The sequence below is a fragment of the Halomonas salipaludis genome (assembly GCF_002286975.1).
GTDB classification, from domain to species: domain Bacteria; phylum Pseudomonadota; class Gammaproteobacteria; order Pseudomonadales; family Halomonadaceae; genus Franzmannia; species Franzmannia salipaludis.
Genome location: NZ_NSKB01000004.1, coordinates 123,719 through 146,844 on the forward strand (window position 1 = coordinate 123,719; position 23,126 = coordinate 146,844).

Consider the following 23,126-nt stretch of genomic DNA (forward strand, 5'->3'; position numbering starts at 1 on the left):
CCCTCAGTCGTCTTGCGGAGCGGGCCTGGGCTGTAACAGCGGCGAGCGCTGACGCTCCTCTGCCTGTTCTTTTTTTACAAAGTGAAGATGCGCCTGGGGATTGATCTTCTGCCCCAACTCATCGGCGCCTTCCGCCAGCGTATCGTGATAGCGCTCCCAATCCTCCCAATCATGCGGCGTGCCACTTTTCGGGCGATGCTGGCCAGCCTCACGCGCCCGTGACCAGGCCAGTTCCTCAAGGGTATTGGGCTTGTCGTCGTCCTTGTCGAGTATCACGCCCTTCTTGGCCAGGTACTGACGTGCATCCATGATACTTCCCCTGCAACGATACATGTGGGGGCAGCCCATAATGGGCCTGCCGCTAACTGTTCGAGTCGTGAGTCCCGCCCCGGGTTCCTCCCGACAGCGTTGGCAAGGCGTGTTAATACCCGCCACGCGGCACCCTGGCGGACTCGGCTATGCTGATAGCGCGAGACACGCTTGCCCTCGAGGCAGCTCGTACCGGCACAAGGAGGATCGCTCATGCCCAACAAGGCCCCTACTACCGTTCGCGAGATCATGTCACGTGATTGCTATCGGGTCAGCGCCACCACCTCGGTGAACACCCTGGTCGAAGGCTTGGCCCTGCACCGCTTGCCCGGGGTGCCGGTGGTCGATCAGCGCGATCATCTGATCGGCTTCATTTCCGAGCAGGACGTGCTCGGCAAGGTACTCGAGAGTGCCTACCTCGATGACGAGCCGCCGCTGGTCAGAGAGCTGATGCGCCACGAGGTGCTCTCGGTCACGCCCAACAAGAGCATCACGGACCTCGCCCAGGAGATGCTCGGCACCAAGCCCAAGGTGTTTCCGGTGGTTGAGCAGGAGCGGCTGGTGGGCATCGTCACTCGTCGCGACGTGCTGATGGCGATCCTGCGCATGCGCGGCAAGAACAAGCACTGACCGTGCATTTCGGCTGGCAGACGCCGCCCGCGGGCGGCGCTTTTCTTCTGCCCCTGCAGTGGCACACAAAGAAAAGCCGCCACGCGTGAACGTGGCGGCAAGATCGAAAGTAAGCATAAGCACGAGGTTCGCGACTGCTATCAACGAATTGTGCTCATACTACTGCGACCACCGCCCAGCGAAATGATTCACCTCGAAGAGAATTTTTTTGCAACCCGCCCCACGCCTTGCATGGCTAAGCACTTGGATTTACTATCCGAAGCGCCCTGCGGGTGTAGCTCAATGGTAGAGCAGAAGCTTCCCAAGCTTAAGACGAGGGTTCGATTCCCTTCACCCGCTCCAATATACTGTACGAATATCCACGATCATACTTCACCACCCCGCTAGAACCCGCTATCTGCCTGACTTCCTTGTCCATACTTGCCCGGACATTACCAGGCATAGCACAAGGCACCGTGTATGGCCTATTGTATGGTGACCTTCCCAGCCATACACGAGCACCATAAAGCGATCCGCCATAAAACGCCGCCCGCTTGCCGATACCGTCCTGCAGACCCTTGAAGCCGAGGCCAAGGAATACCGCGAGAGCTACGGGGCAGACCGCCTGTATTTCATTGTCGCATCGTCAGGCCGCAAGCGCTGGGAGGTACGCTACAAGAAACCCAGCACCGGCAAGTGGGCGTGGATGGGCATTGGCGGCTACCCCGACAGGTCGGCCAAGTTCGCGCGCCAGGAGGCCCAGCGCATCGCTCAGCTGGTAGCCGATGGCATCGACCCGGTGCAGCAGCGGCGTGGCGACGAGGCGCATCCTTTCTCCGAGGCTGCCGAGGCGTGGTACCGCGACAAGCAGGACCGGGGCCGTGCAGAGAAGACCCTCCGGGGCATTCGCTACTGGCTCGACAACGATGCTCTACCCGCCCTGGGGGCCCAGCCAGTCGACAAGATCAGCCGCGGCGACTGTGCACGGCTGCAGGAGGCAATCGAGAAACGCGGCGCCTTCAACACCGCCGAGAAGTCGCGCACCTGGCTTAACCAGGTCTTCGGCCGCGCGATCGCCATGGGCCACACAGAGAACAACCCAGCCAGTAACCTGGCCGACATCGCCGCCCAGCCGCCCCAGGAGCAGCGCTACCCGCACCTGATGGAGCCAGAGCTACCCGACTTCCTGCGAGCCCTAGAGCAGTCCCCTAGCAAGCTGGTGGTGCGCACCGCCGCCTGGATGGTGGTACGCACGGCATCCCGGCCTGGCATGGTGCGCTGGGCAGAGTGGAGCGAGATCGACGGCAACGTCTGGCGCGTGCCGGCGGCCAAGATGAAGATGCGCCGGGACCACGTGGTGCCACTACCCGACCAGGTGGTGGCAGATCTCGAGGCGCTCAGGCCGATGACTGGCCGCTCACGCTACCTGTTCCCGGGTGAAGGTGCTGTCACGCCGGTGATCTCCGACATGGCCATCAACACCGCCTTCGCAAGGATCGGCTACCGGCGACGGATGACCGGCCATGGCTCGCGCCACACGGCCAGCACGCTGCTACGTGAGCACGGCTGGCCCAAGGACCACGTCGAGGCGCAGCTCGCTCACAAGGAGGCGGGGGTGGCCGGCGTCTACAACCAGGCGAACTACCTGGAGCACCGCCGGCGGATGATGCAATGGTACAGCGACTACCTCGACGCCCTGGCTCGCGGTATCTCAGACGAAGACAAGGCGGTGTTCAAACAGCGTATTGAGCAGGGCTAACCCGTAATACACCACACCGCTGACGTGACGTGCCATGATACTGCTTTTATGATGCACCCCTTATAGTCTCACTGGAGATATGCCCATGCTCGACACCGCTTACCTTAAACAGCTCTTGGAGTTGGTTGGCGATAAAGGCTACCTGGGAATCGATAACGGTGATTTGATGAATCACTTGGCTCCCGATGAAGGGCAGCCGGTCGAGTTCACAGAAATGGGTCAGCAGTTTAAATACCACATGGATGAGGCCTGGATGGCTGGACTCATCCGTGATCGCGATGATGTGACTGCCAAGGATTGGGGCCTGGTGGTCGGAGTGAGCGGGCACTGGGCTTATCGAGGGAAGCAATTGGTGCTGAGCCCGATAGGCGGAGAGCTACTTGAGGAGCTTGGCAAACCGAAAGGCCTGGAGCGCTTGAAGCAGGCTGTGAGGAGTGCCGGTGCAGCTGCTGGCACCGAAGCCCTACGTGCAGGTGTGGCAGAGCTTCTGAAGGGTGCGATCTTCTAGGGCCGACACCCAACATTCATGCCGCTGGCCTCAACACTGCCAGTGTTGCATAGCCGTTCGTCTAAGGGATTGCTACCAAAGTTTCTACTGGAAACATGCACAGAAGATACGCTCCGCGTGGTTGCTAGCGCCCTGGCGGGGTTTTACGGCTACAGTTACCACTCAACGATCAGATCGAGTACGCTAGACATGCTGGGCAGCGTAACGCTGAGGTCTCGTTATGCAGTCGGGTGCTGCCGCCAACATCGACTGCATTTAAACTGCAACAGGCAGCAAGTCTGGCCCCCCGTTCCCGGCTCAATATGAGACTGGGGGATTGTTGAAGAGGGCTTTGCATGGTCAAACCTGAATCAACGTGCTCAGCAGGCCTTATTGCCAAAGCATGTTCGTACGCGACCGTATACACCGCTCTGGCCGCATCTTTCCCTGCTTGGGGCACGGTGTTAGTCAGTGGTGTGGTTGTGTATTTCTTGCTGAGGCTTTAATGCCATCGCCCTGGGTCAGCTATGCTGACCTAGGGCAACCTTACACTCGCGACCAAAACCTCTTTCCTTTACTTAGGTTACATAGATGGCTTACAAGCAATGCGCATGGCTTGTTCGATGGCAATGGATTGGTGAACATGCATCCGTAAAGCGTCCCGTGGTAGCTCTTCTCCAGCCAAGGCTGGGGCAGAAAAAAGTCGCTGAGATCGTTAGAACGCTGTACTCGGCTGCGGGCAATTATTCACTCGCCGAGCAAGCCGAGTATACAAAGCATCCTGATGCTGCGCCGTATCAGGCTGAAATCTCAACACGAGGCATCACCTACGGCCACCACCCTTGGCTTGAAGCGATATACGTGCGCGATCTCACCATCACGACGGACCCAAGCACGGGCGGAGAAAGTCTTAGTTTCCTACACCCCGACCGATTCGAGTTCGACCAAGGCACAGGCGTACGGACCGTGGCACGGAAAAGCTTCTCGGAGACCATCTGTCAGCCTTTACCCGGTCACAGCCAATACTGAATGAATAGTTACAACTCAATGGTAGAGCCGCACCCTGCCAGATTCCCCCGCTAGATCAATGCACTGCCCTGCCTGCCGTCTCAGCTTTCGCGATCTGTCTCACGCTAGGCAGAGGCGACCTTCTGTTGCTGTCACAAAAAAGGCGCCACGCGGGCGCCCTGTCCTACCCACCTTCGAGCTTCAGTCGAAGCTGAACGAATCGCGGTTCTCGCCTGCTGACACTTCCATCTGCACGCAGCCCTGCAGCGTGCTGTAGCTGCCGGCACCGCCGAAAGAAGCTACGTCATTACAGTGCTGGCGGATCGATGCAGGGAGCTGCTGCCACTGGTCTCGCAGGCCGTTATAGGCCGACTGCTCCATCTGAATGCAGCCATTGTAGGTGCTGTTGCTGAATGATCCGCCAAAGCCTGCGACCTGCTCGCAGTGGTCCTCGACGTCATATCGCGGGATGTCCTGGGCATGAGCCATAGCAGGCAATGCCAGCGCCGCTGCTACCGCCAAAATCAGTCGCTTCATGGGTCAGGCTCCTTTGGGGCGAGTGAATAGCACGAACATGCCGAGGATGATGTCGACCAGGACCCAGAAGACCAGCAGCATGCCCACCCCCAGGGTGCCGCCTATCGCCGTGCCGGCCTGCTCGTACTCATTCTGCGAGGTATTCATCGACTCGCCGATCACCCCAATGTAGGAGAACAGCCAGAAGACCATCGCGGCGTTGAAGAGGATGAAGGACCACTTGAACAGCTTGCCGAAGAAGCCTCGCTTGGGCTTGCGCAGCTGGTGGCCACATTGATTGCACTTGAAAGCGGAGTCGCTGACCTGATGCGTACACTCCGGGCATGCTACGAGTGCCATTGTTCCCTACTCTCTGCTGAATTTTTCTTAGTTGCCCGGTAAGCATATTCGCTGGCTTGGCCAGCTACCACCCTCGGCGCCGCACCCCAGCGATCTCTTACAAGGTGATAGCCGATCTCTTACAAAATACTGGCTATTCATACACACATATCTCTAGACCACCTTTCAGGCAAGCCTATCGACTAGGCAACTGGCCAGTTCGCTTGCTGAATACACGAAACCTAAAGCCTAAACTGTATGGCGCGAGCCTACGCTGCAGCGTACTCGCTAGATTTGCGTTAGAGGGATTGACAGTCTAACGTTTAGGCGTTAGATTTTGAGGCATCTTCGCCCCTGGCAGTACGCCGTCCCCCACATCTCGGGACGTGCCGAGCCCAGGGGCGTTCTACGTTCTAGGGAGAGACAGTTGTCTACCGCGATACTCGTAGATGGTGGCTACTTCATTAAGCGTTACCGCAGGATCGAACCCGACAACGCCTACAACGGAAAGAGAGCTGCCGAATGCCTACACCGCTGGGCGGTCAGCCACCTGAATGAAAGGCATGGTAAACGTCGAGAACTCTACCGGATTTTCGTCTACGACTGCCCACCCCTCCAGAAGAAAGCGCATAACCCCATCTCGGGGCGCTCCATCGACTTTTCCAAAACCGACGAAGCCAGCTTCCGAGACGACTTCCATGAAGCGCTACGCGGCAAAAGGAAGCTCGCATTGCGCCTCGGGCACCTCTCTGATGATACGCAATGGACTATAAAGCCTTACCTGATCAAGAAGCTCCTCAAGAAGGAGATCAGCATCGATGACCTGGGGCCGGACGACGTCAAAATGGACACCCGCCAGAAAGGTGTCGACATGAGAGTTGGTGTAGACGTCACCTCGCTGACACTCAAGAAGCAGGTTGACCAGATCGTGCTCATTGCCGGCGACGCCGACTTCGTTCCTGTTGCCAAAATCGCCCGGCGCGAGGGCATTGACTTCGTTCTCGACCCCATGCGCAGAGATATTCCAGCGGGGCTACACGAGCATATCGATGGCTTGCGTTCCACGTGTCCTAAGCCCCAGCCAAGGCCTTGACTGGCACCAGAAGTAATCATTCCCCCGGTAACTCGGCCTTCACCCGGCAGCGGTACCCGGCCTCGCTGAGGGTGTGCTCGACCTGCTCGATCAGCCACTCGCCGTCGGCGTCTTCGCGGAAGCCCTCGAGCTGCAGGCGGCCCTCGGCCATCAGTTGAGGGTCGCCGGGCAGGGTAAGGTCGAGCCGCTGTTCTCCGCGCTGGCCGCGGCGTAGCTCGGCGCTGGCGGCGGCGCGGGCGCTCTGTGCATCCGGGTAGGTGGTCAAGAGCCGGTTGACCGGCTCGCCCTCGCCCACCTCCGCGTCTACCGTTTCGCCGCTATCCACGTCTCGCCAGTGGGCTACCACGGTGCCAGATGCCTGGTGCTTGGTGAGCTGCATGCGGCCGCTGGTGACCATGCCGGGGGTGATGGTGAGGGGCTGCAGATTCTGCCAGCACCGGTACCGCCATCCTCAACATCCTGCGTTCACGCAACGGCCAGCCGTGACCGGCTATTGAGCTGCGCTATCGAAGTGGTGCAAAAAATCAAATCCATACTATCAGTGTGTCTGTTATACCTTACTTATGAAACGCAGCGGACGAAAAATCCCACGCGTACAGCCCTACGACCTTGGTCTCGCCACCGGTGACACAGCACCTTGGTTCAGGCGTACAGTGAGAATGGCGAGCATGACACCTTGTGACGGGTGTCTACCCTGCTGAGTGGCCGATCGATTTCAGCAACGCAGTACCATCAAAACGATGTGGAGAGTGATATGGGCGGAAACGACAGCAACACCGCGGGCAAGTGCCCGGTCATGCACGGTGGCAACACCAGTGCCACCACCGGCACCACCAATACGGATTGGTGGCCGGAAGCCCTGAACCTGGACATCCTCCATCAACACGACAGCAAGTCCGACCCGATGGGTGAGGATTTCGATTACCGGGAAGAGGTCAAGAAGCTCGACCATGAGGCACTCGAGGCCGACATGCGCGCGCTGATGACCGACAGCCAGGATTGGTGGCCGGCGGACTGGGGGCACTACGGTGGCCTGATGATCCGCATGGCGTGGCACGCCGCGGGCACCTATCGCCTCGCCGACGGCCGTGGCGGTGGCGGCACCGGCAACCAGCGCTTCGCACCGCTGAACTCCTGGCCGGATAATGGCAACCTGGACAAGGCACGCCGCCTGCTTTGGCCGATCAAGAAGAAGTATGGCAACAAGATCAGCTGGGCTGACCTGTTCATCCTGGCCGGTAACGTTGCTTACGAAACCATGGGCTTGAAGACCTTCGGTTTCTCCTATGGCCGGGCGGACATCTGGCACCCCGAGAAGGATATCTACTGGGGCGCTGAGAAGGAGTGGCTGGAGCCGTCCGATAGCCGCTACGAGGACGTCGAGACCCCCAGCACCATGGAGAACCCGCTGGCCGCGGTACAAATGGGCCTGATCTACGTGAATCCGGAAGGCGTCAACGGCCAGCCCGATCCTCTGAAAACCGCCGAGCAGGTACGCGAGACCTTCGCTCGCATGGCGATGAATGACGAAGAAACCGCTGCCTTGACCGCCGGTGGCCACACCGTAGGCAAGACCCACGGCAATGGCGATGCCGAGGCGCTTGGGCCGGAACCTGAAGCAGCCGACGTCGAGTCGCAGGGCTTTGGCTGGATCAACCCCAACCTGCAGGGCAAGGCCGCCAACGCGGTGACGTCTGGCCTGGAAGGGGCCTGGACCACCAACCCCACCCAGTTCGATATGGGATACTTCGAGCTGCTGTTCGGCTACGAATGGGAGCTGAAGAAGAGCCCGGCCGGCGCCAATCAGTGGGAGCCCGTCGACATCAAGGAAGAGCACAAGCCGGTCGATGCCAGCGACCCGTCCGTGCGCCGCAACCCGATGATGACCGATGCCGACATGGCCATGAAGATGGATCCGACATACCGGGCGATCTGCGAAAAGTTCATGGCAGACCCCGAGTACTTCAAGGACTGCTTCGCGCGCGCCTGGTTCAAGCTGACCCACCGTGATATGGGCCCCAAGTCACGCTATATCGGCCCGGAAGTACCGGACGAAGATCTGATCTGGCAGGACCCGGTACCGCAGGGTGAGACCAACTACATCGAAGAGGTGGTCAAGGAGAAGATCGCCGCGAGTGGTTTGAGCCTCAACGAGCTGGTCTGCACCGCCTGGGATAGCGCCCGCACCTACCGCAGCTCCGACATGCGCGGCGGTGCCAACGGTGCGCGTATCCGCCTGGCGCCGCAGAAGGATTGGGAAGGCAACGAGCCGGAGCGTCTGGCCAAGGTGCTGAAGGTCTATGAGCAGATCTCCGCCGAGACCGGTGCCAGCATCGCCGACGTGATCGTGCTGGGCGGCAACCTGGGCATCGAGAAAGCCGCCAAGGCAGCCGGTTACGAGGTCCACGTGCCATTCCACAAGGGGCGTGGAGACGCCACCGACGACATGACCGACGCCGAGTCCTTCGAGCCGCTGGAGCCGCTGGCCGATGGCTTCCGCAACTGGCAGAAGAAGGAGTACGTGGTCAAGCCGGAAGAGATGCTTCTCGACCGCGCTCAGCTGATGGGTCTGACCGCGCCTGAAATGACCGTCCTGCTGGGGGGCATGCGGGTGCTGGGCACCAACTACGGCGGGACTCAGCACGGCGTGTTCACCAACCGCGTCGGCCAGCTGACCAACGACTTCTTCGTCAACCTGACCGACATGGGCAATCGCTGGGAGCCCAAGGGCAAGAACGCCTACGATATCGTGGATCGCAAGAGCGGCAATACCAAGTTTACCGCGACGCGCGTTGACCTGGTGTTCGGCTCCAACTCCATCCTGCGCGCCTACGCAGAGCTGTACGCCCAGGACGACAATGGCGAGAAGTTCGTCAAAGACTTCGTGGCCGCCTGGACCAAGGTGATGAACGCCGATCGCTTCGATCTGGCCTGATAGCCGCGGCACGTCCCTCGAACGCCCCCTCACGGGGGCGTTCGTATATCTGCAAGGTGATTCCCCCTCAAATGCTGCCCTACAGCAGCGTGCCACGAGCATGTAAGATGTTGGGCAGGCAACACTAAGGAGCCGCCCATGGCCCTCTATCTGCTCGTCCTCGGCGTCTGCACGCTGGTCTTCGGCAGCATGATCGGCATTCTGCTGATGTCGCGCACGCCGCGCTATCGCACCGAGCCCGAGCATCTGCTGGAAATATTCGACAAGACCCTCGACGGCAAGGCCAGCGAGACGGAGTGGAACGTCGTGGTCGGCTATCCGGTGCGCCATGACGACTACCTCGAGGGTGTCCGCCGCCGTGCCCAGCGGCTGATGGAGGAGCACGGTCGGCCATGGCAGGCCGCCCGAGGCCAACCGCTGTTGTCCAAGGATGGCTGCGAGGAACTTGCCGCACTGCGTGAGCACCTTGCCTCACACACCGCGCTACGCGACAAGCAGCACTTCGACGCCTGAAGTGCCTGAAAACGCCCCCGCGCGGGGTACAATGGGCGCCGTGCGACGCGCAGTCCCACACTCGGAGGTGACGCCATGCCCAGCGCCATCCGCTTGATGCCGCTAGACAACACCATCAAGCACCACGCCCACGACTACCATCAGATGGTGATTGGTCTATCGGGCCATGCCGAATTCGAGATCGAGGGCATGGGCGGCTCGATTGCCGCGCTTTCTGGCTGCATCGTGCCAGCCAACCATGTCCACTATTACGAAGGCGTCGGCCACAACCAGCAGCTGATTCTCGACCTGCCGCTGGATGCGCCGTCGCTGAGCGGACCACACCGCGAACTGATGCGACTGTTCGACGCGCCGCGTTTCTTCGCCCTCGACGAGCCGCTGCGCCAATACCTGGCCTTTCTCACCCAGGAGCTCTCCCAGCCCTATCAGCGCCAGCAGCCTCAGGGCAGCCCCCAGGGCGACCTATTGGCCGCCACCCTGCTGGGTTGCCTGTATGCCCGCCTACACCCCGAGTTGCCCGGCCGGCAGCAGCCCCAGCGCATCGATATTCAACTGATCGACCGCTTCATCCAGCACCACCTCAGCGAGCGTCTCACAGTCGCCGACATGGCCGCCGAAGCCTGCCTCAGCGAGGCGCACTTCAGTGCCTGCTTTCGCGAGCAGACCGGGCTGACCCCCTACCAGTATTTGCTTCGTCAGCGCTTGGGGGCGGCTCGCCAGCTGCTCACCTCGACCCGACTGCCTCTGTCGCATATCGCCGAGCGTACCGGCTTCGCCAATCAGAGCGCACTATCCCATGCCTTCCGTCGCGCCTTCGGCCACCCTCCCAGCCAGCTGCGTCAACGTGGCGCCGCCGAAGTCATCCGCCGCGACAGCCATACGACCAAGGTCTAAATTGTTCACTTCTGTCGCCCAGCTTCCCTGTTTTTGACAAATCCTGCCGGGAAATTGGCAATACGCTGACCACTGCCCCGCCCTACATTGACGGCATACCGTTAACGTCGGGGTACACCCCTGGTCGAAACAGGCGGCCACGCCCGCCGGTTCTCGTCGGTGCCAGGCCCTGCCCGACCACCAACCGCAGGGAGTTCGTCATGCTCAACGCCAACAATATGCTGGATGCCTCGACCTGGCAGCAGGATCTCGAGGTACTGTTCACGCGTATCAGTGACCACTATATCGTCGACGAAAATGCCTTCGTCGACGAGCTGGTCAAGCGCCTCAGCGCTGACAAGGACGACTTCCGCCGTATCGCCGACAAGACCGCCGAGCTGGTGCGTGAAGTGCGCGAAATGGATACCGCCGTGGACTCCATCGACGAGCTGCTCCAGCAATATAGCCTCGACACCCACGAAGGGCTGATGCTGATGTGCCTGGCCGAGGCGATGCTACGCATTCCCGACAAGGCCACCGCCGATGCACTGATCGAAGACAAACTGGGACCCGCCGACTGGAAGTCGCACCTCGGCCAGAGCGAGTCATGGTTCGTCAATGCCTCGACCTGGGGCCTGCTGATGACCGGCCGGGTAATCAATCTCGACCACCCCCGCGACGGCAAACCGGCCAACTTCATCAACAAGCTGGTCAACCGCATGGGTGAGCCGGTGATCCGCAGCGCCATGTACCAGGCGATGAAGATCATGGGTAAGCAGTTCGTCCTGGGTCGCGATATCGACGAGGCGCTCAAGCGCTCCAAGCCGCTGTTCGACAAGGGCTACACCTACTCCTACGACATGCTCGGCGAAGCCGCGCGCACGCGTCGCGATGCCGCCAAATACTTCGACGACTACGCCCGCGCCATAAAGCAGGTCGGCAAGACCAGCAAGGCGCTGCCGAGCAAGACACCGGCGCCGTCGATCTCGATCAAGCTCTCGGCGCTACATCCGCGCTACGAGTTCGGGCGTCGCCAGCAGGTGCTCGATGAACTGGTCGGTAGTGTCCGCGAGCTCGCCGCCATGGCCCGCGAGCGCGACGTGGCGATCACCATCGACGCCGAAGAGGTGGATCGCCTGGAGCTCTCCCTGGAGGTGTTCCGCAGCGTCTACGAGAGCGACACCTGCCGCAGCTGGGGGCACTTCGGGCTGGTGGTCCAGGCCTACTCCAAGCGCGCCCTGCCCACCCTGCACTACCTCAACCGCCTGGCCGACCGGCAGGGCGATGAGATCCCCATTCGCCTGGTCAAGGGCGCCTACTGGGACAGCGAGATCAAGGAGTCCCAGCAGCTCGGTGTCGATGGCTACCCGGTCTTCACCCGCAAGGCGTCTACCGATGTCGCCTACTTGGTGTGCGCGCAGTTCCTGCTCTCCGACCATACCCGAGGGCGCATCTTCCCGCAGTTTGCCACCCACAATGCCCACACCATCAGCGCCATCCTCGAGCAGGCCAACGACGTCAACCGCGCGTTCGAATTCCAGCGCCTGCACGGTATGGGCGAGGCGCTCTACGACGCCGCCCTGAACCGCGCCCCCAAGGGCACCTACTGCCGCATCTATGCCCCGGTGGGCGCCCACAAGGATCTGCTGCCCTACCTGGTGCGTCGGCTACTGGAGAACGGCGCCAACTCGTCGTTCGTCCACCAGCTGGTCGACCCCAAGGTGCCGGTGGAGTCGCTGTGCGTGCACCCGGTGGAGACCCTCGAGCAGTACTCGAGCTACGCCAACCCCAGGATCGTGCTGCCCCGGGATATCTTCGGCGCCGGTCGCAAGAATTCGCAGGGAGTGAACTTGAACATACGCAGTCAGTATCAGCCGCTCATGGATCAGATGGCCGGCTTCATGGACAAACGGCATGACGTCAAACCGCTGCTGGCGGTCGAGGTCGCCGACGACCCGGCCAACACCCATGTCGTCTACTCGCCCTATGACCGCCGCCAGACGGTCGGCAGCGTACAGTGGACCAGCGCTGAGCAGGCCCGCCAGGCCGTCGATGCCGCCTGGGCCGCCTTTCCGCGCTGGGAGGCCACCCCGGTTGCCGAGCGCGCCGCGATCATTCGCCGCCTCGCCGATCTGATGGAAACCCATATGGCCGAGCTGATGACGCTGTGCTCGCGGGAGGGCGGCAAGCTGCTCACCGACGGCGTCGACGAGATCAAGGAGGCAGTGGATTTCTGTCGCTACTATGCGATGCGCGCGGAGGAACTGTTCGCCGAGCCCACCGCCCTGCCCGGCCCCACCGGCGAGTCCAACCACCTGCAACTGGGCGGCAAGGGCGTGTTTGCCGCCATCAGCCCGTGGAATTTTCCGGTAGCGATCTTCTGCGGCCAGGTCGTGGCCGCCGCAGTGGCCGGCAACACCGTGCTGGCCAAGCCCGCCGAGCAGACCTCGATCGTCGCCCACCGCGTCATCGAGCTGCTGCACGAGGCCGGCATGCCCCGCGACGTGGTACAGCTGCTGCCCGGCGACGGCCCCACCGTGGGCAGCGTGCTGTCCAGCGATCCACGCATCACCGGCGTGGTGTTCACCGGCGGCACCGACACCGCCCAGATCATCAACCGCGCCCTGGCGGCCCGCGAGGGCGCCCCGCTGCCGACCCTGATCGCCGAGACCGGCGGCATGAACGCCATGATCGTCGACTCTACCGCACTGCCCGAGCAGGTGGTCGCCGACGTGATCCAGTCGGCCTTCCAGAGTGCCGGCCAGCGCTGCAGCGCACTGCGCGTGCTCTACCTGCAGGACGACGTGGCCGACCGCGTGCTGGAGATCCTCGATGGCGCTATGGCCGAGCTGCGCGTCGGCGACCCCCGCGACCTGGGTACCGACGTCGGCCCAGTGATCGACGAGGATGCACGCCAGGGGCTGAATGCGCATATCGAGCGCCTCAAGGGCGAGAAGCGCCTGCTCGCCGAGACGCCGCTGGACCCCGCACATACCGCCGAGGGCACCTTCGTGGCCCCCATGGCGTTCCAGATCGACGGCATCGAGGCCCTGGAGCGCGAGCAGTTCGGACCGCTCCTGCACGTGGTGCGCTACAAGGCCAATGAGTTGGAGCGCGTGATCGAGTCGATCAATGGTCGCGGCTACGGCCTGACCTTCGGCGTGCATAGCCGTAATGAATCCTTCGCCAACGCCATCGCGGAGAAAATTCGGGTTGGCAATGTTTACATCAACCGCAATATCATCGGCGCCGTGGTCGGCGTACAGCCGTTTGGCGGCCAGGGCCTCTCCGGCACCGGCCCCAAGGCGGGTGGGCCTCACTACCTGCTGCGCTTCGCCACCGAAAAGACCGTCACGGTGAATACCGCCGCCCTGGGCGGCAATGCGTCACTGCTGGCTCTCGGCGACGAGTAGTGCTCTGCTGCGCCCCAGCCTGCTGATACTAGGAGCGAGTTAATAATGCACAAGACGATTGCTTTCATCGGCGCTGGCAACATGGCTAGCGCGATTTTCGGCGGCATGCTCGACGGCGGCTATCCGGCCGAGTCGATCATCGCCACCTCCCCCGACGACACGCTGCTGGCGACGCTGCGCGAGCGCCACGGCATCCGTACCCACACCGACAACGCCACCGCCGTCAACGAAGCAGACGTGGTGGTGCTGGCGGTCAAGCCGCAGATCATGCGTCAGGTTTGCGAGCCGCTGCGCGAGGCGGTGCAAGCGCGCAAGCCGCTGATCGTGTCGGTCGCCGCCGGCCTCGAGGCCACCACCCTGGAGGGTTGGCTGGGCGGCGAGCTGGCACTGATTCGCTGCATGCCCAACACCCCGTCGCTGGTCGGCGCCGGCGCCGCGGGGCTGTATGCCAACCCGCGGGTCGATGCCGAGCAGCGCGAGCTGGCCGGCGAGCTGCTGAGCGCGGTAGGGCTGGTCGAGTGGGTCGCTGAAGAAGCACTGCTGGATGCCGTCACCGCAGTCTCCGGCAGCGGCCCAGCCTACTTCTTCCTGTTCTTCGAGGCCATGGAAGAGGCCGGCGTCAACCTTGGCCTGCCCCGCGAGACGGCCCGCCGCCTGGCGCTGCAGACCGGTTTCGGCGCCGCCAGCATGGCACTCAGAAGCGAGCATGACCCCGCCCAGCTGAAGCGCAACGTAATGTCGCCGCAGGGATCCACCGAGCGCGCCATTCAGTATTTCGAAGACGCCGAGCTCCGCCATATCGTCGACGGTGCCATGCAGGCCTGTGCCGCCCGCGCCCGCGAGATGGCCAAGGATTTCGGCAAGTAAGCACCCAACGTCGCGCGCAGGCGCGCCACACGCCCCAAGAGGACAAACCCATGGTCCAAAACAACATCACCATTGGCCTGACGTTCGGCGTCTACCTACTGGTCATGCTCGGTATCGGCATCATCGCCTACCGGCGCACCACCAACCTCTCCGACTATATCCTCGGCGGCCGTTCGCTGGGCCCATGGACCTCGGCGATCTCCGCCGGCGCGTCGGACATGTCCGGCTGGCTGCTGCTGGGCCTGCCCGGCGCGGCCTACGTCAGCGGCATCTCGGCCAGCTGGATCGCCATTGGCCTGCTGATCGGCACCTGGCTCAACTGGCTGATCGTCGCACGCCGCCTGCGCATCTATAGCTTCCGTGCCAGCGACTCGCTGACGCTACCCGATTTCTTCGCCAACCGCTTCAACGACAACACCCAACTGCTGCGGGTAATCTCGGCGATCTTCATCCTGGTGTTCTTCCTGTTCTACACCAGCTCCGGACTGGTCGCCGGCGGGCGACTGTTCGAGACGGTGTTCGGCTTCGACTACACCATCGCCGTCACCGTCGGCACCCTGGCGATCATCTTCTATACCTTCTTCGGCGGTTTCCTGGCGGTGTCATGGACCGATCTTATCCAGGGCCTGATGATGGCAGCAGCCCTGGCCATCGTGCCGATCATCGCCTTCAGCGACCTGGGCGGGGCAAGCGGTGCCGGCGCGGCGCTGGCCGCCGAGAGCGAGCACATGCTGTCGTGGTTCCGCGATGCCTCCACCGGCGAGGCGCTGACCGCCATGGGCATCATCAGCTCACTGGCCTGGGGCCTGGGCTACTTCGGCCAGCCGCACATCCTGGCGCGCTTCGCCGCCATCCGCAGCGAAGACGACATTCCCACAGCGCGGCGCATCGCCGTCAGCTGGTCGGCGCTGTGCCTGGTAGCCGCCGTGGCCGTGGGCCTGCTCGGGGTCGGTTTCGTGTCGCGTGAGCTGGGCGACGGCGAGACGGTATTCATGGTCATGGTCAACCTGATCTTCCATCCGGTGATTGCCGGCATCCTGCTCGCCGCCATCCTGGCCGCGGTGATGTCCACCGCCGACTCCCAACTGCTGGTCTCCTCTTCGGCACTCACCGACGACTTCTACAAGGCGCTCTTCCGCAAGGATGCCTCACAGTCGGAGCTGGTGTGGGTCGGTCGCTTCGCGGTGATCGGCATCGCCGTCCTTGCCTATCTGCTGGCACTCAACCCTGACGCCACCGTGCTCGACCTGGTCTCCTACGCCTGGGCCGGCTTCGGAGCCGCCTTCGGCCCGGCGCTGATCATGTCGCTGTTCTGGCGGCGCATGAACCAGTGGGGCGCACTGGCCGGGATCATCGTCGGTGGCGTTACCGTGGTACTCTGGGCCGAACTCTCCGGCGGCCTGTTCGACCTCTACGAGATCGTCCCCGGAGTGATTTTCGCCTATCTCGCCATCGTCGCCGTCAGCCTGGCGACCGACGAGCCGGCTTCCAGCGTGACCGCCGAGTTCGACGCCATCAACCGCGGCTAATCACCACCCGGAGCCGCCCACTGGGCGGCTCCTGGCGTTTCGGCTCGCATATCACGGTACACAGCGCTTCAGCCGCCCCATAGCCCCCGCGCCAGTACCACCAGCGAAAAGCCACCCAGCAGCCACCAGCATAGTGGCGGCCCCAACAGCCGGCGCAGAGGCCCCCGCTCGGGTACCAGGCCAGCCCCTAGACTGAAGCCTGCACCCAGCGCCCAGATACCCAGCACGATCAGCGGCAGCCGCCAGGCCATCGCCAGCGCGCTCAGCAGCTCCGGGCGCCACAGCAGCCACAGCGCCAACAGTGTCGAGATCCCCATCGCCACCAGCGGCGCCTGGGGCAGTCCGGCGAGACGTGTCGCGAAACTCGGCATGCGCTTCTCCCAGCGATCCATTCCGTTTCAGTTAAGATGATAATCGCCGTCATGGCGAGGTCTCCAGACGCCCAGGCAATGGTGATCGTACAGCGCAGCCAAGACCAAACAAAAGTGATACATGAATTGTTTTACGTATAAGTTACCCTCCGCTATACTCTTAGTAGAAAAGCGCCATACCTTGGTTTTATCGGCCCTATTGCGCTGATTACAATTTTCAACCAGACTTAGGAAACAGCGTTTCTTATACTAGGTTGCCTGACACGGTTTGGAACGCCGTTGCCATCCGGCAAGGCATTGATGTGACGAAGCAAGGCTTCAAGGAGAACTCTCATGAAAACCACCAAACTGATCACCGCCGCCGCCATCGCTGGTTGCAGCCTGTTTGCCGCCCAGTCCGCCCTGGCCTATAGCGCCGGCGACTTCTTCGTGCGCGGTGGCGTGGCCAAGACCGATACCCGCTCCGACAATGGCAACGTGGGTGACGGCGACCTGAGCATCAGCAGCGCTGAGCGTGGCTTCTCCTACGGCCTCGGCTACCTGTTCCACGACAATATCGGCGTCGAGCTCTCTGGTACCGAGAAAGTCGAACACGATCTTGCCGTCGATGGCGCGGGTGTCGGCACTCTGGATCGCATGCCGATCAATCTGATGGTCAACTACTACCCGCTGGGCGGTCTCGACTCGCGCATCCAACCCTACGTCGGTGCCGGCCTCAATTACACTCGCTTTTCTGGCGAGGAACTGCCTGGGCTGAACGTTCGCCGCTCCTATGGCGCCATCGGCCAGGTGGGTATCGATCTGGCGGTCACCGACAACGTGATGCTCAACGGCTTCGCCAACTATGCCGACGTCGAAGGTGACATCCGCATCGATGGCACCGAAGTGGGCACCGCCAAGGTCGATCCGCTGACCATCGGCGGCGGTGTAACCTTCCGCTTCTGATCGGTTGATACGGCGACGTTGTTCGCTGCATCGATAACCAAACGCCGGGGCCATGGCCCCGGCGTTTTCGTGTTCGCGTACAGGGTTAGAGAGGCGCTCGCGCAAGCGTGCGCCTACAAGACAGCATCAGCCTGCGGTGGTGGCATGCAGCCCCAACACCGCCAGGGTCGCGGCGTCGAGCCCCTCTACGGCTTCCACCTCGCGCAGACGAGCATGGTAGTCGGCGCTCAGGAAGGCCTCGCCGGCCAGCAGATGGGTGAGGTACTCCCGGGCCGGCTTGAGTGCACCGCGAGTCCGCTCAGGCACCGCGATATACACCCAGGCCTCGATCACGCCCTGGTGGGTAATGATCTCGCGGCGCTGGCGCTGGTAGTCGTGGGGCACGCCCTCGAACGGATCCATCAGCGCAATCTGCTGCGGCGTCATCAGCTCGAACAGCGCACCCTCGACCCGAGCTCCGGGCTGGCTGGCGACATTGGCGTGGGCAATCCCCGGAATGCGCGAGGCCTTGTCGAAGCGCAGCGCGTGGTCGGCCAGGGTACCCGGTAGCGCACGCCGGGTGGCGCCGATACGCGCCTCGACGCGAGCCGGGTTCATATTGCTGCCATAGGCAAAGTAGTACGCCATGTCAGTTCTCCGTGACCACGAGATCGACGCGCTCGATCGCCTTGACCACCAGCAGCAGATGATGGGCCGGCACCTGGGCCTGGCGCAGGTAGACCTCGGCGGCCGGCGCCACGCTACAGCTGGCCGGCAGCGGTGCCTGGGCCTCGACCAGCGCATCGAGCCGGGCGACGAAGACGTAGCGCAACCACTGCGGTAGTTCCATGCTGTCAACGCAGAACGGCTGTTGACTGGCCAACGCCTTGGCCGAGGGCTGCTCGACCCGCCACAGGTCGGCCGCCTTGAGGGTGGCTTCCAGTTCACGCAGGGCCTGGTCGAGTCGTTGATGCGGATTCATGATTTCTCCCTTGGACATGCCGCCATTATCCCGTGCCGATCCGAGCCTGGCCACCCCGATGCTGTGAGGGAATTCACAGATTCACTGCAAGAGCCTGTGGATAACCCTTTGACAACTGTCGCATGTCCATCCCTCATGGGCACTAGCGCAAACTGATCAATTTATGACCAGCGAGCCGACTGGCATGCTACGACCAAGCGTTGTTGCTGCTGCTGACAAGCAGCCCGGCCTCGCGGTACAGTGCGCGGCTCGACCCAGAGAAAGTGCCATGCAGCCGATTGCCACACTAAGCGACTTCTTCGACCGCAGCGGGGCCGAGGTGCGGCTCTATCATATGGGCCGTCGCGTCAGCCCCTGCCCGCCCGCCATCCTCGCCGAATTCGAGCAGGGCACTCAGCCCTGGCCGGCGCACTGGCAGGGCGAGGCGCGCCTGGCCTGCGTGTTTCGCCTGCGCCCCGAACAGGAGCCGATGATCTGGTTTCTGGCCCTGCCGCTGGACGAACAGGCCCGGCTCAGCGCCGCGCCGCGTGACGCTTTCATCCAGCGTCTGCTGGAGACCCTGGGGCGCAGCGCCGAGCACCTCGAGTCACCGTCCCAGGCCAGCCACATCGATAACCTGATGAAGGATAACCCGCTGGCCTTCACGCCGACGCTGCCGCTGCAGGCCATGCTCCACGCCCGCGCCAGTGCCGACCTCGACGCTCCTGCCAGTCAGCATCACGAGCTCGCCGAGGAGTACCTCACCGGCGAACAGAACCATGAGTGGCAGGCGCTGGGGCTACAGGGCCTGGCCGACGTCGCGGTGCGCCACGACGCCGCCCAGGCCGAGCGTATCGCCGCCCGCCTCGACGCACTACCCGACGAGGTGCTGCAGCCGCTGTGCTACTGCCTCGAGCACCTGCCACTGGCGCCACGCCTGGCGGCCGCACTACGCCAGCGCGGTGAGCGCGCCGCCCGCGAGGGCGACCTCGAGACCCTGTGCGCCTGCGTGCGCGGAGTGGGCGCCAGCCACACGGTGGCCACGGCCTGGTACGGCGAGCTGCTCGGCGACCCGGCCGCCTGCGGCCCCGACCTGCTGGCTGCCATGGCCGCACGCGGCTGGGAGCACCTCGAGGACGACGAACGCCTGCCGCGCTTCCTGACCCGCCTGGCCGAGCATCCCCAGGCGGAGTTCAGCGCCTTGGCCCGCGACCTGGCATTGATTCCCCGGCTGCGGCTGCCGGTGCTGATGACCCTACGCCAGGCCACCCCGGACTCGGCCATTGGCCAGCGCCTAAGCGGCCTGACACCCACGCGTTGAGCGAGGTACACCCCATGAAGTCGCTGCCCTACCATGCCCAGGCGGTCATCGGTCGCCGCGAAATGGTCACCCTGCCCGAACTCGGCCTGAGCCTGTGTGCCAAGGCCGATACCGGCGCGCGTACCTCGTCGCTGCACGCCGAGGATATCGAATCCTTCGAGGAGCACGGCCATGTCTGGGTGAGCTTCGTCACTCGCGCTGGCGGGCCAGGCAGCCCAGCTCATCCGTTCAAGCTGCACCTCTACGATCGCCGCCGCGTCACCAGCTCCAACGGCCACGCCGAGTGGCGCTACGTGATCCGCACTCGCCTCGAACTCGGCAGCTTGCACTTCGACACCGAACTGTCCCTGGCCGACCGCAGCAACCTGCGCCACCCGATGCTGCTCGGCCGGCGCACCATGCGACGCTTGCTGATTGCGCCCGGGGAAACCTTCCTGCACGGTGAGCCCTGAGACGCGGCCAGCATGCCGCCTATACCGATGACATTCGCTAAGGGATTGATCCATGCACATTGCCCTGCTGTCGCGTAACCGTAACCTGTATTCAACGCGTCGGCTGATCGAAGCCGCCGAGGCGCGCGGCCATGGCGTACGCGTGGTCGACACCCTGCGCTGCTACATGAACATTGCCTCCCACCGCCCTTCGATCCACTACAAGGGCGCGGAGATCGAGCACTTCGACGCGGTGGTCCCACGCATCGGCGCCTCGGTGACCTTCTACGGCTGTGCGGTATTGCGTCAGTTCGAGATGATGGGCACCTATGTGCTCAACGACTCGGTGGCCATCACGCGCTCCCGCGACAAGCTGCGCTCGCTGCAGCTGCTGTCGCGCAAGGGTCTGGGCTTGCCGATCACCGGCTTCGCCCACTCCCCGGATGACATCCCCGACCTGATCACCATGGTCAAGGGCGCCCCCCTGGTGATCAAGCTACTCGAGGGTACCCAGGGCATCGGCGTGGTGCTGGCCGAGACCAATCAGGCCGCCGAGAGCGTGATCCAGGCGTTCATGGGCATGAAGGCCAATATCATGGTTCAGGAGTACATCAAGGAGGCCAAGGGCGCCGACATCCGCTGCTTCGTGATCGGCGATAAGGTGGTGGCGTCGATGAAGCGCCAGGCCGCCGATGGCGAATTCCGCTCCAACCTGCATCGCGGCGGCAGCGCCAGCGTGATCCGCATCACCCCGGAGGAGCGCTCAACGGCGATTCGTGCCGCCAAGGCCATGGGCCTGCGGGTGGCCGGCGTCGACCTGCTGCGCTCCAATCACGGGCCGGTGATCATGGAGGTCAACTCCTCCCCCGGCCTGCAAGGTATCGAGACCGCGACCGGCAAGGACATCGCCGGGCTGATCATCGAGCATATCGAGAAGCACGCCGCCCCCACGCGCAAGACGCCCCCCAAGCCCAAGGGCTGAGCAGCGGCCGGCTAAGCCCCGAATAACGGCAAAAAGTGCGCAAGCGCGAAAATTATTCGCAACGGGGCTAGCAAAACACTGTTTCCACCCGCACAATTTGGGTCACCGGAGGAGGTGACCGCTCATGTTTCTCGACAATCGCCAGGTGGCAATGGATAGCCTGCTGGAAGCGCTGGCCGACAGTCTCGATTATTTTCAGGACAATCTCGAACGCCTGCGCCCTTCCCTGCGCGAAACGTTGAAACCTCACTATGACGAGCGTGATGCAGCCATGCATGAGCTGCAGACGCTGGCCAAGAAGCACCTGCGCCTGTTGCCGCGCGACGCCGACGTCGAGCGCGACGACTACCTGTGGCTATGGAGTCGTCTCAAGAGCTTCGTCGGCAACGACAGCCAGGTACTGATCGGCGAGCTGCTGGAGCAGGAGCGCGTGCTGATGCAGGCGCTGGCCACGGTCCATACCCACCCCCTGCCGGATGCCATCGAGCCGGTCATCGAGCGCTGCTGGAAGAACTGCCGGGCACTGATCCGCGAGCTCTATCGCATCCAGAAACAGCGCCGCTAAGCCCGAGGCGCGATCTCCAACGGCTCCAATGGCCCCAGGAAATAGGGCCGCCGCTCCCACAGATAGAGATCGCCCAGGGTCGCCACTCGCGCCACCCACTCGCGCATCTGTAGTCGCCACACACCGGCCACCGGCTGCGCCGGCGCCGCACAACCGGTGGCCTCGAGCCCCAGCGCATCGGCGATGAACAGCGCCCGTGGCAGGTGCCACGACTGAGTGACCAACAGCGCCCGCTCGACGCCGAACACGTCGCGCGCTCGGGATAGAGTATCGAAGGTACTGAAGCCGGCGTAGTCGAGAGTCATGTCGACGTCGCGTACCTGGCGGGCGCGCAGGTCGCGCCACATGGTCACCGGCTCATTGTAGAAACGCGTGCGGTTATCGCCGGAGAGCAGTAGATGCTGGACTCGACGCATGCGCATCAGCCGCGAGGCGGCGCTCATGCGCGCCTCGAAGTGAGGGTTGCGGCTACCGGCGCGGGTCCAGTGGGAAGTACCGAAGACGATCGCCACCGGCTGCGCACTGCAGATTGGCAGGTCGTGCTCGATGCGCGCCTGAGTCTTGGCCAGCACCCAGGCATTGGCGGCAACGAACAACAGCGCCGCCACCAGCAGCGAGGCACCAAGCACCATCAGCACAGCCCTGAAAGGCTTCCACAGCGACATCATTATCGGCATCGAGCTCCCCGGTTGGCGGCAACCGCGCCCCGTTGACGCGGCAAGCCGCGGCCGGGCGCCGGCTCAGAACATGCCCAGTTCCAGCTTGGCCTCGTCGCTCATCATCTCACGACTCCAGGGCGGATCGAAAACGATCTCGGTATGCACCTGGCTGATCTGCGGCGCACCGAGGATCTTGTTGCGCGCGTCGGCGGCAATCACGTCGCCCATGCCGCAGCCGGGTGCCGTCAGCGTCATGCGAATGGTGACGATGCGCTCACCGCTCAGCAATCGCTCGATACGACAGCCGTAGACCAGCCCCAGCTCGACGATATCCACCGGAATCTCCGGGTCGAAGCAGGTACGCAACTGGTCCCACACGAACTGTTCGATCTCCTCGTCGCTGGCATCCTCGTGCAGCGTCGGGCGCGGCAGCGCCTCCAGGCCCAGGGCGTCGAGATTGGCGCCCTCGACCAGGTACAGGCGGCCTTCGAAGGCGACGCTGACGCTGCTGCCCTTGGCCTGCATCACCGACACCACGCTGTCCTCGGGCAGGGTGATGGTCTTGCCGAAGGGGATCGAGATCACCTCCACGTCACGCTGCAGCGGTAGGCTCTGGCCCTTCTGGAGGCTGGCAATCTGCTCGATATCGCTCATTCGACTCC

25 protein-coding genes and 1 tRNA gene are annotated in these 23,126 nt (G+C 63.0%); 17 read left to right on the forward strand and 9 right to left on the reverse strand.

The annotated features are described in order from the left end of the window. Positions 1–3: 3 nt before the first annotated feature. Positions 4–309, reverse strand: coding sequence for a hypothetical protein (locus tag CK498_RS11110; RefSeq protein WP_324615521.1), 306 nt, complete (start codon positions 307–309; stop codon positions 4–6). A 213-nt stretch (positions 310–522) separates the two neighbouring features. On the opposite strand from CK498_RS11110, the gene CK498_RS11115 reads away from it, so the two are divergent. From CK498_RS11115 to CK498_RS25765, 5 genes are all read left to right on the forward strand, one after another. After that, the gene (locus CK498_RS11115) at positions 523–939 is read left to right on the forward strand and encodes a CBS domain-containing protein (RefSeq protein ID WP_095620937.1); all 417 of its coding nucleotides are present in this window, start codon (positions 523–525) and stop codon (positions 937–939) included. Between the two features lie 268 nt (positions 940–1,207). Next, positions 1,208–1,281: transfer RNA gene (locus CK498_RS11120), tRNA-Gly, on the forward strand. Between the two features lie 205 nt (positions 1,282–1,486). Further along, on the forward strand, positions 1,487–2,677 hold the full coding sequence (locus CK498_RS11125; RefSeq protein WP_229359062.1) for a tyrosine-type recombinase/integrase: 1,191 nt from the start codon (positions 1,487–1,489) through the stop codon (positions 2,675–2,677). Between the two features lie 85 nt (positions 2,678–2,762). Further along, positions 2,763–3,185: a hypothetical protein gene (locus CK498_RS11130; protein WP_095620939.1), complete on the forward strand. Its 423-nt coding sequence runs from the start codon at positions 2,763–2,765 to the stop codon at positions 3,183–3,185. A 570-nt stretch (positions 3,186–3,755) separates the two neighbouring features. Beyond that, on the forward strand, positions 3,756–4,193 hold the full coding sequence (locus CK498_RS25765) for a hypothetical protein (protein ID WP_141246941.1): 438 nt from the start codon (positions 3,756–3,758) through the stop codon (positions 4,191–4,193). A gap of 180 nt (positions 4,194–4,373) precedes the next feature. Here CK498_RS25765 and CK498_RS11135 read toward each other — a convergent pair whose 3' ends face one another. Continuing rightward, positions 4,374–4,709: a hypothetical protein gene (locus CK498_RS11135; protein WP_095620940.1), complete on the reverse strand. Its 336-nt coding sequence runs from the start codon at positions 4,707–4,709 to the stop codon at positions 4,374–4,376. Positions 4,710–4,712: 3 nt separating this feature from the next. Beyond that, entirely contained in the window at positions 4,713–5,048 is a 336-nt protein-coding gene (locus tag CK498_RS11140) for a zinc ribbon domain-containing protein (protein WP_095620941.1), read from the reverse strand. Positions 5,049–5,454: 406 nt separating this feature from the next. Between CK498_RS11140 and CK498_RS11145 the strand changes: the two genes are divergently transcribed. Then, positions 5,455–6,120 carry an NYN domain-containing protein gene (locus tag CK498_RS11145; RefSeq protein WP_095620942.1) on the forward strand — a complete coding sequence of 222 codons (666 nt, stop codon included), beginning with the start codon at positions 5,455–5,457 and terminating at the stop codon, positions 6,118–6,120. Positions 6,121–6,136: 16 nt separating this feature from the next. Here CK498_RS11145 and CK498_RS11150 read toward each other — a convergent pair whose 3' ends face one another. Then, entirely contained in the window at positions 6,137–6,499 is a 363-nt protein-coding gene (locus CK498_RS11150) for a hypothetical protein (protein WP_176475776.1), read from the reverse strand. A 375-nt stretch (positions 6,500–6,874) separates the two neighbouring features. Here CK498_RS11150 and katG point away from each other — a divergent pair, with 375 nt between their 5' ends. The 6 genes from katG (at position 6,875) to putP (ending at position 16,250) form a co-directional block, all read left to right on the forward strand. Further along, positions 6,875–9,055, forward strand: coding sequence for a catalase/peroxidase HPI (gene katG, locus CK498_RS11155; RefSeq protein ID WP_095620944.1), 2,181 nt, complete (start codon positions 6,875–6,877; stop codon positions 9,053–9,055). 138 nt (positions 9,056–9,193) lie between these two features. After that, complete coding sequence (locus CK498_RS11160; protein ID WP_095620945.1) at positions 9,194–9,568, forward strand: hypothetical protein; 375 nt, start codon at positions 9,194–9,196, stop codon at positions 9,566–9,568. Between the two features lie 75 nt (positions 9,569–9,643). Continuing rightward, a complete protein-coding gene (locus tag CK498_RS11165) occupies positions 9,644–10,462 on the forward strand; it encodes an AraC family transcriptional regulator (RefSeq protein WP_095620946.1) in 819 nt (272 codons plus the stop codon). A 200-nt stretch (positions 10,463–10,662) separates the two neighbouring features. Further along, the gene (gene putA / locus CK498_RS11170) at positions 10,663–13,854 is read left to right on the forward strand and encodes a bifunctional proline dehydrogenase/L-glutamate gamma-semialdehyde dehydrogenase PutA (RefSeq protein WP_095620947.1); all 3,192 of its coding nucleotides are present in this window, start codon (positions 10,663–10,665) and stop codon (positions 13,852–13,854) included. A 45-nt stretch (positions 13,855–13,899) separates the two neighbouring features. After that, positions 13,900–14,721 (forward strand): pyrroline-5-carboxylate reductase, encoded by an 822-nt coding sequence (proC, locus tag CK498_RS11175; RefSeq protein ID WP_095620948.1) that lies wholly within the window; start codon positions 13,900–13,902, stop codon positions 14,719–14,721. A 50-nt stretch (positions 14,722–14,771) separates the two neighbouring features. After that, complete coding sequence (putP, locus tag CK498_RS11180; RefSeq protein ID WP_095620949.1) at positions 14,772–16,250, forward strand: sodium/proline symporter PutP; 1,479 nt, start codon at positions 14,772–14,774, stop codon at positions 16,248–16,250. 68 nt (positions 16,251–16,318) lie between these two features. Here putP and CK498_RS11185 read toward each other — a convergent pair whose 3' ends face one another. Then, a complete protein-coding gene (locus CK498_RS11185; RefSeq protein WP_176475777.1) occupies positions 16,319–16,621 on the reverse strand; it encodes a cyd operon YbgE family protein in 303 nt (100 codons plus the stop codon). A gap of 333 nt (positions 16,622–16,954) precedes the next feature. Here CK498_RS11185 and CK498_RS11190 point away from each other — a divergent pair, with 333 nt between their 5' ends. Further along, a complete protein-coding gene (locus CK498_RS11190; protein WP_095620951.1) occupies positions 16,955–17,566 on the forward strand; it encodes an OmpW/AlkL family protein in 612 nt (203 codons plus the stop codon). 126 nt (positions 17,567–17,692) lie between these two features. Here the strand turns inward: CK498_RS11190 and CK498_RS11195 are convergent, their stop codons facing one another. Together CK498_RS11195 and CK498_RS11200 are read right to left on the reverse strand one after the other, a co-directional pair. Continuing rightward, positions 17,693–18,193, reverse strand: coding sequence for a gamma-glutamylcyclotransferase family protein (locus tag CK498_RS11195; protein WP_095620952.1), 501 nt, complete (start codon positions 18,191–18,193; stop codon positions 17,693–17,695). A gap of 1 nt (position 18,194) precedes the next feature. After that, positions 18,195–18,527 (reverse strand): YqcC family protein, encoded by a 333-nt coding sequence (locus CK498_RS11200; RefSeq protein WP_095620953.1) that lies wholly within the window; start codon positions 18,525–18,527, stop codon positions 18,195–18,197. 268 nt (positions 18,528–18,795) lie between these two features. Between CK498_RS11200 and CK498_RS11205 the strand changes: the two genes are divergently transcribed. From CK498_RS11205 to CK498_RS11220, 4 genes are all read left to right on the forward strand, one after another. Further along, the gene (locus tag CK498_RS11205) at positions 18,796–19,827 is read left to right on the forward strand and encodes a DUF3549 family protein (protein WP_095620954.1); all 1,032 of its coding nucleotides are present in this window, start codon (positions 18,796–18,798) and stop codon (positions 19,825–19,827) included. Positions 19,828–19,841: 14 nt separating this feature from the next. Further along, on the forward strand, positions 19,842–20,279 hold the full coding sequence (locus tag CK498_RS11210) for an ATP-dependent zinc protease family protein (RefSeq protein WP_095620955.1): 438 nt from the start codon (positions 19,842–19,844) through the stop codon (positions 20,277–20,279). Positions 20,280–20,331: 52 nt separating this feature from the next. Then, positions 20,332–21,240: a 30S ribosomal protein S6--L-glutamate ligase gene (gene rimK / locus CK498_RS11215; RefSeq protein WP_095620956.1), complete on the forward strand. Its 909-nt coding sequence runs from the start codon at positions 20,332–20,334 to the stop codon at positions 21,238–21,240. Between the two features lie 124 nt (positions 21,241–21,364). Continuing rightward, on the forward strand, positions 21,365–21,805 hold the full coding sequence (locus CK498_RS11220; RefSeq protein WP_095620957.1) for a hypothetical protein: 441 nt from the start codon (positions 21,365–21,367) through the stop codon (positions 21,803–21,805). On the opposite strand, the gene CK498_RS11225 is transcribed toward CK498_RS11220, so the two are convergent. Both CK498_RS11225 and sufT read right to left on the reverse strand, forming a co-directional pair. Next, positions 21,802–22,473: a SanA/YdcF family protein gene (locus tag CK498_RS11225; protein ID WP_229359063.1), complete on the reverse strand. Its 672-nt coding sequence runs from the start codon at positions 22,471–22,473 to the stop codon at positions 21,802–21,804. The two genes, CK498_RS11220 and CK498_RS11225, sit on opposite strands and share 4 nt — an antisense overlap. A 72-nt stretch (positions 22,474–22,545) precedes the next feature. Then, entirely contained in the window at positions 22,546–23,118 is a 573-nt protein-coding gene (gene sufT / locus CK498_RS11230; RefSeq protein ID WP_095620958.1) for a putative Fe-S cluster assembly protein SufT, read from the reverse strand. Positions 23,119–23,126: the final 8 nt, after the last annotated feature.